This window comes from Acinetobacter piscicola (assembly GCF_002233755.1).
Classification (GTDB): Bacteria; Pseudomonadota; Gammaproteobacteria; order Pseudomonadales; family Moraxellaceae; genus Acinetobacter; species Acinetobacter piscicola.
In genome coordinates this window covers 42,622-53,421 of record NZ_NIFO01000027.1, presented here as the reverse complement: position 1 = coordinate 53,421, position 10,800 = coordinate 42,622, and the positions used below count along the sequence as shown (strand labels likewise).

The window sequence follows — 10,800 nt, the reverse complement described above, 5'->3', positions numbered from 1 at the left end:
TCGTTTGCTGTATCGCGTCGGGATGAGCTCATTATAGGGCAATTTCTTACACGTGCAAGTGCTTTTAACTGATTGTTTTATTGAGTGTTGCATTTTTATGCACTATATTGGTTCATTTTTACACCAATTACAACTTAAACCTATAATAATAAAGCAGAAATATGAATAAAATATTTCTGCTTTATTTTCTTATTATTTTTTAGCTTTGGTATTGATTGTTTGAATACTGATGATTTTTACAGCTTGTTTAGGCACATCTTGATACATACCCACTGTTCCTGTTGGGGTATTCACGATTTTATCGACAATATCTAAGCCTTCAGTCACTTTACCAAATACGGCGTATCCAGGATTTCCTGCTGCCTTATTTAGAAAGTCATTATTTGCAACATTAATAAAGAATTGGCTAGAAGCAGAGTTCGGATCATTGGTACGTGCCATAGCCAAAGTTCCTCTAGCGTTCTTTAGGCCATTACCGGCTTCATTCACAATAGAAGGTTGCGTTGCCTTTTCTTTCATGTTGCTATCGAAACCACCGCCTTGAATCATAAAGCCTGGAATTACACGATGGAAAATAGTTCCACTATAAAACTGACTATTAACATAACTTTTAAAGTTCTTCACCGTGACTGGTGCTTTATCATCATAGAGTTCTATTTTGATATTGCCCAAGTTGGTTTTAATTTGCATATCTGTATTGGCAAATGCCTGATTCGCCAATACGACTAATGCAATACTTAATCCTAGCTTTTTGATCATTCTATTTTCCTTAAGTCTTTTAAAACGAATAATGTCTTTTATATTAGTCTGCTTTTAATACGAATAAAGATAACATTCTTAGCCATTTAGTAAATATTAGTTTCCCCACTTATAAAACCAGCAGAGAATGATTCACGATCTGGATAACAATATCCTGCTACTTTAAAAGAGCTTCCGACTTCAATTAAAAAAATGAATCACGAATTAATTCAAAAGCACATGAAAAGTTTTCAAACTATTTATATTGATTTATTGAACAGATTTATATGTTTTTGATTAATAATTAATCAAGTAAAAAGCTTTTGTTCCACGTGAAACAAAAGCTTTTATCTACAATGAAAAGTAAGTTTATTGTTTATCCCAAAATTTACGGAACTCTTTACTCATTTCAATCACATACTTTTTAGCTTTTTTAGAAATAGGCGTCAGATTGATAAAACCATGTGTTTGATCTTCATAATCGTGATACTGCACCTTAACGCCATTTTGACGTAATTTATAAGCATAGATTTTACCTTCATCGTGCAGTAGATCATGACCTGCTGTAATCAAGAAAGTTGGTGCTAATTTTTTTAAATAACCATTGGTTGGCGAAACGATTGCATCATCTAAAGCGATATTGAATTTATTCACATAGAAATCGGTGACATAATCAATATCTGTACCTGTTAAAACCAACCCATCTTTATAAGCAAAAAAAGATGGATGGCGGCTTTTAAAGTCAACTGTTGGATAAATTAAAAATTGTGCATGAGGTGCATAAGCTGTATTTACCGTTCTTTGTGCTATGACTGCACTTATATTACCTCCCGCACTATCTCCAGCAACAGCAATTCTATTTTTAAGAATTTTAAATTGACGGCGATTTTGATAAACCCAAGCCAATGCATCTTCACAAGATTGGATCAGTTCACGAGGGCCTACTTCAGGTGCAAGTGGATATTCAATACTTAAAACTTGTACCTTTGCATGCGTTGCGATTAATCGGCAAACTTCATCATGCGTATCCACACTCCCTACAACAAAGCCACCCCCATGATAAAACACAACCATTGGAAGCTTCTTATTTGGTGCTGGATGATAATGTCGGGCATAAATACTGCCACTTTGTAATGGCAATCGAATATCTTCAACAAATTGAACATGTGTAGGTTTATGAATAATGGACTGCATTTGCGATTCAAATTGCTTTCTAGAGCGCTCTACATCTTCACCAATGAATCCCGACTTGCCTTGTTTTAATTGAGCTGCCATTAAACATTTGGTAAAGCTGTCCAACTGTGGAAATTGGTAAGGATAGCCTAATAATTTTGCTAATGACTCTTGAGCGAATGCAGGTAAACGATCTAAAGTTCTGCCCGCTGATCCCTGCCCCTTTTCAATTAATTCTTGAATATTATGCTGTAAAGCGCCCATTGATTTCCCTTCCTAAATATCCAAATTCTTCATATTTTCTACATGATCACGAGTTAACTGACTATATTCTTATACAAGTCTAGTCATCGATATACAAATATAAGTTTTAAATACGCTAAGCTGAGTTATATCAGTTGTCATTGACTATTTCGCTATTTCTCAGGAATTTTTTTGCTATTCCTTTTCCAGATAAGGAGATAACCATGGCGTTCAAAGCATTATTTATTTCGTTCATCACATCATTCATTGCCGTAGGCTGTGTTGCATTTCCAGACGACCATTATGACTCTCGTGATTATGGTTATCAAAGCTACGGCGGTTATGGTTATCCTTATAACCGTAATTACGATCGAAGATATGATGATCGCTATGGTGGTAGACACTATGATGACCGTCAACAATGGGAGCGAGAACGCGCCTATCGTTTAGAGCAAACTCGAAAACAGCAAGAGAGACGTGATTACCAACTCAAAAAACAACATTGGGAATATGAACAGGCAAAACGTGATCGAGCTCGAAAGCAGCAATTTGATCAATCAAACCGAGACTGGGATAAAAAAACGAATTCTAATGCTCGTTGGAATAATAAAGTCAATCAAAAACAGTGGCAGCAGCATGATCGCAATAATCAACAACATGATAAAAAACGCGATGATCGCAAAAACAAAGACGATAATAGAGATTAATTCAAAAAGAATCTGAGCATACTCGGATTCTTTTTTGTCTTTTGGGTGATGTTTTTACTAAACCAATATAAAAAGTATTTGATTTATAATGTGTTTAAATGTTCACCACCGCTTCTTATTTACTTTATATTTTTGTCATTTAGGTCATTGTACTTAAACCTGTTTCAAGTGATCATTTTTACAACATCGATTCATCGTAAGCATGAATAATGATTTTGAAAAAATAAATTATGTATATAGATAAAGTTGGATTTAGAACGCCTTTATCTCTAAATTTATTTAATCTTTTGATGTAAAAAGTTCAGTTATCAAATCATTTATTTAAAAATTTAGATAATTTGGACATCAATAATATTGATCATGGAAAGGAAAAAAATAATGAAATGGTCTAGTGCGCTTTTTGTTGCTGCTGGTTTATTGGCTGCTACTTCAACAACTCAAGCCAAACAAGTCATGTGTGTCTTTGATTTAGTCGGTAAAAATGGTGATGTTTTTACCTTAATGAAAGATTATCAACTTGCAGCTAAAAACTGGGGTGCTGATTTAGAGCTCAAAGTAAACAGCAATGAAGCTGTAATTGCCGAAGATTTTAAAGCAGGAAAATGTGATGCTGTCAGTATTACAGGTATGCGTGGTCGTCAATTTAACAGCTTTACAGGATCGTTAGATGCAATTGGTGCGATTCCAGATCTTGGTTTAGCTGTGAAAGTAATGCAAGGTTTAGCCAATCCAAATTTTGCAAAATACATGACCAGTGGTCAATATGAAGTTGTTGGTGTCATTCCAGTGGGTGATGCTTTCCTGATGGTGAATGACCGTAATATCAATACCGTTGCTAAAGCTGCAGGTAAAAAAATTGCTGTACTCGATTATGACCAAGCTCAAAAAATCATGGTTCAACAGATCGGTGCTCAGGCTGTAAGCGCTGATGTCACGAATTTTAGTAGTAAGTTTAACAATGGCCAAGTTGATATCATTGGCGCACCTGCCGCTGTATTTAAACCTTTAGAATTACATAAAGGTTTGGGAACTAAAGGTGCAATTGTGAATTACCCACTTTTACAAGTTACAGGTAATATCATCATCCGACCAGATAAATTCCCTGCGGGCTATGGTCAAAAATCTCGTGATTGGGTCAAATCTCAATTACCACGTGCCAATAGTATTATTGGTAAAATGAAAGCAGATATTCCAGCCAAATATTGGATGCAAGTTCCTGCTGGTGATAAGCCTGGTTATCAAAAATTAATGCGTGAATCACGTATCAGTTTGACCAAACAAGGGATTTACAACAAAACAATGATGAAAATTCTTTGGCAGTTCCGCTGTAAAAATGATCCGAAAAACTTTGAATGTGCATTACAAGATGAAAACTATAAATAAGTCTGTACTAAATCCGATAAATTTAGTCTGAATTTACTTTAAAGTTCATTCACTGACCATATATTGAGTATGTTATACTGAATATATGGTCTTTTTATTTAAGCCATTTGAAACTGAGGAACATCTCCATGAATGCCCAAGTATTAGAGCTGACTGACAACGCGGCAAATAAAGTTCGCCAACTTCGTGATAGCGAAGGTAATCAAGATCTTATGTTACGTGTCTATGTAACAGGTGGTGGTTGCTCAGGTTTCTCTTATGGTTTTAATTTTGCTGAAAGCACCAATGAAGATGATGCAGAATTTTTCAATGGCGATGTCAAAATGCTCGTTGACTCTTTAAGCTACCAATATTTAGTTGGCTCAAAAGTAGATTATATTGAAGGTTTAGAAGGTTCTCGTTTTATTGTTCAAAACCCAAATGCAACAACAACTTGTGGTTGTGGGTCTTCATTCTCGATCTAATCTCAAGAATATATTTGAAAATGCCCTCAAAATAGAGGGCTTTTTTATATGCTTAGCGTTTAGATGAATACGTTTATACAATCGTTTCTAAAATAAATTGGCTTAATTCTTTTGCATTTTGCACAGGAATCCAATGGGTTGCATCCATAATCACTTCTTTATATGGTGCATTGACATAGTGTTTATTCAGCTCAACACTTTTTGCACCAATTGCCGAATCCTGCTTTCCCCAAATAAATAAAGTCGGGACTTTAATGGGCTGGGTTAAATTTTTATTTGAACTAAAAGGCACACCGCGATACCAATTTAAAGCTGAACTTAAACGTTTTTCAGCAACAATATCCTGTTGAAAATCCTCTAACTGCTTGCTGGTCATGCCTGAATCTTTTAAAAGCGCCAAACCAATCTTAGGAAATTTCTCAAATAATAATTCAGGAATTTTGGGAAGCTGAAACAGACCAATATAATAAGATTTCAGCAGCTGATTACTACTCAACATTGCTTTCATAAAAGCAGCTTTATGTGGTACTGAAATGGAAATGAGGTGTTTTACTTTTTGCGGATAACGTTGTGCAACTTCCCATGCAACGACAGCACCCCAATCATGCCCCACCAAATACACAGGTTGCTGAATCATATTCAAAAGAGTATTCACATCTTCAACCAAAGCAGAACTCCGATAATCACGGCGTTTTTGAGGTTGAGCACCCAAACTATAACCACGTTGATTGATCGCAAATGTACGATAGCCTTGTTGATTCAAAATTTCAGATGTTTCCTGCCAACTTTTATTGGTTTCAGGGAAACCATGTAATAAAACAAAAATTTGACCATTCAAAGGACCTGAGTCAATCACATCAAAGGTTAGATTTTCTCTTTGGAAGATTGTAATACGTTGTGTAAGTATCTCTATCGTTTTATTCATTATTTTCTCAATGGATGATTTCAATGAAATTTTTATTTATTTTGTAAGTTTCATATCTATTTATGAACAGCAGATCGGGTCATTTCATAGGGATTTAGGGTCGAATATTATAGAAAAACCATTCGACCCATTATAATATTGAAAATATAGTCTCTGCTTAAAAGCAAAAACTCTGGATATATTAACAACAACTAAACGACAGTAATTGTTCCCAAAATTCGATCGCCAGTTGCACCAGTTACTGCAGGTAAATTGCCACTCAGTTTTTGATCAAAACGCATTGCCAACCAAGCAAAAGCTGTCGCCTCCACCCAAGTAGGTGCTAAACCTAATGCAGAAGTTGTTTGTACTGACCAATGATGCTTACGTAAACGCCAACGTAATTGTTCAAGTAAATGTGAATTATAAGCACCACCACCGCAGACATAGACCTCACCAGTATCTAAAGGTGAACGATAAATGGCTTTTTTAATCGCACGTGTTGTCAACTTCATTAAAGTTGCTTGAATATTTTCAGGGGTATCTTCTAATTCATCGTATTCAAGATCATTGCGCCAGTCTGCAACTTGTTCATCTAACCATTCCAAATTAAAGTCTTCACGACCTGTACTTTTAGGCGGTTCTTTAGAAAAATATTCATGGGCTTGCAAGCGTTCTAACAATGAACGAATCGGCTGTCCATAAGCTGCCCAGTTGCCATTTTCATCATAAGGCTGTCCTGTATAACGTTGACACCATGCATCCATTAAAATATTGGCTGGGCCTGTATCAAAGCCATAAACAGCTTGAGAATTTCCCGCTGGCAACATACTCACATTAGCGATACCACCTAAATTGAGAATCACACGGTGAATGGTTGGATGTTGGAAAAGCGCTTGATGAAAAGCTGGAACCAAGGGTGCTCCCTGCCCACCTGCCGCCATATCTCGACGACGAAAATCTGAAATGACAGGAATTTGAGTAATCTCAGTAATAATATTGGGATCGCCAATTTGTAAAGTAAAACCATGTTCAGGACGGTGACGAATGGTTTGCCCATGTGAACCTATGGCTTTAATTTGACTGCGATCTAAATGATTCTCTTGAATCATTTGATTAATCCCATGCCCAATCATCATTGCAAGCGATACATCTGCTTTACCCATTCGATCAATTTCATTGTCATCAGGTAGGGTCAATGCCATTAACTCATCACGCAAATCGGGATCAAATGGCACAGTCAAAGTGGCATGAATATGTAAAGGATCAAATGAAGCTGCAACAAAATCGACGCCGTCCATGCTGGTTCCAGTCATTACGCCAATATAGATTGTTGTCATGAGATATTCTTCGCCTGCATTTCGCTGAAAAAATGTTAGTATATCGCACAAATGAGATAACTGATGTATTGGATTTTGTGATGTCAAATTTCCTGCCCGCGGAAGAACAACTTGCCCTCATTCAACGAGGCACACACGAGATTATTTCTGAAGAGGATCTGTTAAAGAAACTTAAAGAAAATCGCCCCTTAAAAATTAAAGCAGGCTTTGACCCAACTGCACCAGATTTGCACTTAGGTCACACAGTCTTAATCAACAAGTTAAAAGTCTTTCAAGACCTTGGTCATGATGTGACGTTCTTGATTGGTGATTACACGGCAATGATTGGTGACCCGACTGGTAAAAGTGCTACTCGCCCACCTTTATCACGTGAGCAAGTTTTAGAAAATGCGAAGACGTATCAAGAGCAAGTGTTTAAAATTCTTGATCCAAATAAAACTAAAGTTCGTTTTAACTCTGAATGGTTTGCAACAAAAACAGCAGCTGATTTAATTCAATTGGCTTCGCAGCAAACTGTTGCGCGTATGTTAGAACGTGATGACTTTACTAAGCGTTATAACAATCACCAACCGATTGCGATTCATGAGTTTTTATATCCATTGGTTCAGGGTTATGACTCGATTGCACTTGAAGCCGATGTAGAACTTGGTGGGACTGACCAAACTTTTAATTTATTAATGGGTCGTACACTTCAAGGCCGTTATGACCAAGAAGCACAAGTATGTATCACTGTACCTATTCTTGAAGGTTTAGATGGCGTCAATAAAATGTCTAAGTCTTTAGGCAATTATATTGGCGTATTCGATGCCCCTGGAGCAATGTACCAAAAAGTATTGTCTATGCCTGACAGCTTGATTGAACGCTATTTCGAATTATTGAGCTTCAAATCACTTGAAGACATTGCTGTATTACTCAAAGAAATGACTGAAGGTCGTAACCCTCAAGACATTAAGAAAATTCTTGCACTTGAATTGGTTGAACGTTTCCATGGTGCTGAAGCAGCTGAACATGCACACAAAGGCGCGGGTAATTTAATCACTGAAGGTGAATTACCAGAAGATACACCAGAAGTAACGATTTCTCGTGGTGAATACGGTGGTGAAGTTTCAATTGTGTCTATACTGCGTGCAGCAGGTTTAACCAAGAACTCTGCTCAATCTAAAGATGCTGTTTCACGTGGAGCCGTTAAAGTCGATTGGGAAACCGTTGATGCAAGCTTCATGGTCAAAGAAAACACAACCTTAATTATTCAAGCCAGTAAAAAAGCGATTGCTAAAGTGACGTTTACCGACTAAGTCACTTTTTCAAAATAAAAAAAGCCATTTCAATGATGGCTTTTTTTATTACTTTTTATTTATCAAATAACTATAAGATTTTAAATTCATGCTTTTTTAAATAAGTATTTCATTCAGATCATATTATTACAGTCATCAACTATTATATTTGCTTAAAAAGATCACCCATTTGTTATCGGTTTTGCCCAATTGAGTATGATCATTAGGCTTAAATATTTTTATCTTCTATTACTTTAACTGAGAATTTTTGAACTCTGCCATTTTTCCTTTAGAATACCCCACCAAATATTCAATAGTTAATTCACTATGATCCAGCTTGACCAACTTTCAATTCGCCGTGGCGGACGTATTTTATTTCAAAAAGCGTCTATGCAACTTCATCCAGGTTGGAAAATTGGTTTAACTGGCGTCAATGGTGCAGGTAAATCAACCTTATTTTCTGCGCTGCTTGGTGGTATGGAGTCGGATGGTGGTTCATTAACACGTCCTGCTGTTTGGACTGTTGCGCATATGGCACAAGAAATTAAAGCGCTGCATATGAAAGCTATTGATTTCGTCCTTTCTGGCGATGAAGAATTTTGGGAAATTCAAAATAAACTTAATCATCCTGAAAATTTAAATGATGATGAACTTGCTCATCTATATGGTCGTTTTGATGAAATTAATGGTTATTCTGCACCATCAAAAGCATCTCAACTTATGGCGGGCTTAGGCTTTTTTGAACACCAATCGCAATTAGATGTATCGAGCTTCTCTGGTGGTTGGCGTATGCGCTTAAACCTTGCCCGTACACTGATGAGTCGTTCAGACCTATTACTTCTTGATGAACCAACCAACCATTTAGACTTAGATGCCATTTTATGGTTAGAAGATTGGTTAAAAGCTTATGAAGGTACTTTGGTGCTTATTTCACATGACCGTGATTTCTTAGATGCGATTACCGACCACATTTTGCATATCGAAAATCAAGAGTTGATTTTGTATACAGGTAATTATTCAACTTTTGAACGTACCCGTAGCGAACGTTTAGCACAGCAACAACAAGCTTATGAAAAACAATTAGAAACTCGCGCTCATTTGCAAAAGTATATTGATCGCTTTAAAGCTCAAGCAACCAAAGCCAAACAAGCACAAAGTCGTATTAAACAACTTGAACGCATGCAGGAACTCTCTGCTGCGCATGTGGATACGCCTTTTACTTTTAGTTTCCGTGAACCGACCAAAATGAGTTCACCATTACTCGAACTTGAAAGTGCTGATATTGGTTATGGTGAAAAGCTGATTGTCACCAATGTTAACTTACAGATTACGCCAAATAGTCGTATTGGCTTATTGGGTATGAATGGTGCAGGTAAATCAACGCTTATCAAATCATTGGTCGGTGATTTAAAACTTTTGCAAGGTCAGCGCAAAGATTCTGAATTGTTAAACATCGGTTACTTTGCACAGCATCAAATGGACGCATTGGATGGAAATGCCAGCCCAATGCTACAGTTAGCACGTATCGCAGATAAAAAGATCAGTGAAGCTAGCCTACGTTCATTCCTAGGCAGTTTTGGCTTCAGTGGTGAACGTATGGATACACCAAGTGAAAGCTTCTCTGGTGGCGAACGTGCACGTTTAGCATTGGCTTTAATTGTATGGCAACGTCCTAATGTACTCATTCTCGATGAGCCAACCAACCATTTAGACTTAGACATGCGTCATGCTCTCACCATGGCTTTAACCGATTTCCAAGGTGCTGTGGTTTTGGTCTCACATGAACGTCAATTGATCGCCAGTGTTTGCGATGAGCTCATTTTAGTTCATAACGGTCAAAGTCGTGAATTTGATGGTGACTTAACAGCTTATGCAGAATGGTTACGTCAAGCACGTATTGACATGATTAAAAATGGACAAAAGCCTGCTGCACCAGTGAAATCACAAGTTGAAGTAAAGCCAACGATTTCCAAACTGGATAAAGAAGCTCAGCGTAAAGAATTGGCTCGCCAGCGTGATTTAAGCCGTCCAATTCGTAAAAATATTGAAAAAAATGAAGGTCTAATCAATAAAATTCAACCTCGTTTAATCGAAATTGAAGATTTGTTAGCCGATACTGCACTTTATGATGCAAACCGTAAAGATGATTTACTAAAGCTTATGAATGAACAAACTGATCTAAAAGCAAAATTAGAGCAAATAGAGGAACAAATGCTTGAATTGATGATGCAGCTTGAGGAATTAGAAAGCTCATTTGAATAAATCATTCAAAATATAGGTTGGAAATGCTTTATTGTATTTTCAACCTATATTTTACTTTATATTTAAAAATAACAATTAAAACAATAAATTAATACAATAATTAAAACCAATATTTCAGTAATTTTTCAGAATTACAGCATTGAATCAACATCATATTCGCTCCTTTACAGAAGCACTGCTAATAAACCTTACATAATTGATATAGCTATTATTGCGTCAAAATAGCATTAAATAACAATAAATTAGCGACAAAAAATCATTTTATCCGTTGATCAAAGCACCTCAAGTACATTTATTTCTATCCTATCAATC

General features: G+C 36.5%; 9 protein-coding genes. 5 read left to right on the top strand and 4 right to left on the bottom strand.

Going from position 1 to position 10,800, the window contains the following annotated elements; all coding sequences use genetic code 11:
• Positions 1-192 precede the first annotated feature (192 nt).
• Together CDA10_RS14990 and CDA10_RS14985 are read right to left on the bottom strand one after the other, a co-directional pair.
• A complete protein-coding gene (locus tag CDA10_RS14990; protein WP_089606382.1) occupies positions 193-759 on the bottom strand; it encodes a peptidylprolyl isomerase in 567 nt (188 codons plus the stop codon).
• A 348-nt stretch (positions 760-1,107) separates the two neighbouring features.
• Positions 1,108-2,175: an alpha/beta hydrolase gene (locus tag CDA10_RS14985; RefSeq protein ID WP_089606381.1), complete on the bottom strand. Its 1,068-nt coding sequence runs from the start codon at positions 2,173-2,175 to the stop codon at positions 1,108-1,110.
• A gap of 203 nt (positions 2,176-2,378) precedes the next feature.
• Here CDA10_RS14985 and CDA10_RS14980 point away from each other — a divergent pair, with 203 nt between their 5' ends.
• The 3 genes from CDA10_RS14980 (at position 2,379) to erpA (ending at position 4,708) form a co-directional block, all read left to right on the top strand.
• Positions 2,379-2,861: a hypothetical protein gene (locus tag CDA10_RS14980; RefSeq protein ID WP_089606380.1), complete on the top strand. Its 483-nt coding sequence runs from the start codon at positions 2,379-2,381 to the stop codon at positions 2,859-2,861.
• A 378-nt stretch (positions 2,862-3,239) separates the two neighbouring features.
• Entirely contained in the window at positions 3,240-4,244 is a 1,005-nt protein-coding gene (locus CDA10_RS14975; protein WP_089606379.1) for a putative solute-binding protein, read from the top strand.
• Between the two features lie 128 nt (positions 4,245-4,372).
• The gene (erpA, locus tag CDA10_RS14970; RefSeq protein ID WP_089606378.1) at positions 4,373-4,708 is read left to right on the top strand and encodes an iron-sulfur cluster insertion protein ErpA; all 336 of its coding nucleotides are present in this window, start codon (positions 4,373-4,375) and stop codon (positions 4,706-4,708) included.
• A 73-nt stretch (positions 4,709-4,781) separates the two neighbouring features.
• Here the strand turns inward: erpA and CDA10_RS14965 are convergent, their stop codons facing one another.
• Complete coding sequence (locus CDA10_RS14965; RefSeq protein ID WP_089606377.1) at positions 4,782-5,633, bottom strand: alpha/beta fold hydrolase; 852 nt, start codon at positions 5,631-5,633, stop codon at positions 4,782-4,784.
• A gap of 191 nt (positions 5,634-5,824) precedes the next feature.
• A complete protein-coding gene (locus CDA10_RS14960; RefSeq protein ID WP_089606376.1) occupies positions 5,825-6,952 on the bottom strand; it encodes an anhydro-N-acetylmuramic acid kinase in 1,128 nt (375 codons plus the stop codon).
• 80 nt (positions 6,953-7,032) lie between these two features.
• On the opposite strand from CDA10_RS14960, the gene tyrS reads away from it, so the two are divergent.
• Complete coding sequence (tyrS, locus tag CDA10_RS14955; protein WP_089606385.1) at positions 7,033-8,247, top strand: tyrosine--tRNA ligase; 1,215 nt, start codon at positions 7,033-7,035, stop codon at positions 8,245-8,247.
• A 306-nt stretch (positions 8,248-8,553) separates the two neighbouring features.
• The gene (locus CDA10_RS14950; protein WP_089606375.1) at positions 8,554-10,488 is read left to right on the top strand and encodes an ATP-binding cassette domain-containing protein; all 1,935 of its coding nucleotides are present in this window, start codon (positions 8,554-8,556) and stop codon (positions 10,486-10,488) included.
• Positions 10,489-10,800 lie beyond the last annotated feature (312 nt).